Consider the following 1,570-nt stretch of genomic DNA (forward strand, 5'->3'; position numbering starts at 1 on the left):
TTATTATCTGCACAGGTTGGTCATCAATCAGACGAAAGTTAGTTCGTAGAACTTCATGGCGTTGTATAATCTCTGTAATGGCTTTCGTCAAAGCATCAGGATTAAGATCTCCTTTCAATTCTAAATATAAAGGAACATTGTAATGAGAACTTTGTTCTTCCAGTCGATCGAGAAACCATAATCGAGTTTGAGCAAAAGATAGGGGAATAGGTTTTTCCCTTGAGACTGGTTTAATTGACGGGTTCTGTTTTACCTTTTCTATAACTGATTTTTTTGGTTTCTGCCTCAGTTTTTTCAACACCAGCTCGCGCTTGTGTAATGGAATATTTTCAAGCCGTTTTAGTAAGTCACTCATCAGTCATCAGTTTTTTTATCAATTAAATTAATATAGACGAATCTATACAAGTTTGATCATTCTTAATAAAGAATTGCTATAGCTTTTCTGGAATTTTTGAGGTACGCTTCTCAACCTCAAAGTCCCCCTTTTTAAGGGGGATTTAGGGGGATCGCTTCGTAACTCATAGCTATAATAATTGCTATAATTACTAATTATTCATTAGTAATTGTTCATCCACTTCATCATCTGACAATTCATTAACCTCATTTAAAATCTGCTCTAGGTCATCCAGTTCTGATACTTCAAATTGCTTCTCAATCACTTTCTCTCCCAGTTCGAGAATAGTTGGATATTCAAACAAGCAACTCACAGGTAACTCAATAGAATAGGCTTCTCGAACCCTTGAAATTACTTGAGTTGCTAACAGAGAATGTCCTCCCAATTCAAAAAAGTTATCGTTGATGCTAACCTGTTCTATCTTTAAAACCTCACGCCAAATGGTTGCCAATTCAGTTTCAGTGGAGGTGCGGGGCGCGACAAAATTTCCGCCAAGATGTCTCTGGGACAAGTCGGGGGTGGGTAAAGCACGACGATCGATTTTACCATTAGGAGTAAGGGGTAATTTTTCTAAAAATACAAACCCTGAAGGAATTTTGTATAGAGGAAGTTTCTGTTTACAGAAGTTGCGGACTTGAGTCCGATCGAGTTCCGATTTTTGAGTAACAAGATAAGCCACAAGGCTGTGATTACCAGGAGGCTTTTCATAAGCCATTATCACTGCCTCTTTTACGTCTGGATGTTGAGTTAAAACTGTTTGAATCTCTCCAGGTTCAATGCGAAAACCACGAATTTTTAGCTGGTGATCAACTCGCCCTAAAAACTCAATTTTTCCATCAGGTAAATAGTACGCTAAATCTCCAGTTTTGTACAAACGTTCTTCTATTTCTGGACTAGCTATTTCTGGACTAAAAGGATTAGAAATAAATTTCTCTTGAGTTAACTCAGGACGGTTTAAATAGCCTTGGGCTAAGCCCACCCCACCAATGTAAATCTCTCCTGCTACACCAATAGGAACCGGTTGCAAATGAGAATCAAGGATGTAAGTCGTTACATTGGGAATGGGACGACCAATAGAAGGTTTCTCTTCATCTCCACTCACCACGGCAACGGTGGCGCAAACGGTTCCTTCAGTAGGGCCATAAGCATTCAAAAAACGACGACCTTTACCCCACT

2 protein-coding genes are annotated in these 1,570 nt (G+C 39.0%); both read right to left on the minus strand.

What is annotated here, in order from left to right; genetic code table 11:
- On the minus strand, positions 1–355 hold a 355-nt coding region (locus tag F6K37_RS41680; RefSeq protein ID WP_287257123.1), incomplete at its 3' end, for a condensation domain-containing protein.
- 190 nt (positions 356–545) lie between these two features.
- On the minus strand, positions 546–1,570 hold a 1,025-nt coding region (locus F6K37_RS41685), incomplete at its 5' end, for an AMP-binding protein (RefSeq protein WP_287257124.1).

The organism is Moorena sp. SIO4E2, assembly GCF_010671945.1.
Classification (GTDB): Bacteria; Cyanobacteriota; Cyanobacteriia; order Cyanobacteriales; family Coleofasciculaceae; genus Moorena; species Moorena producens.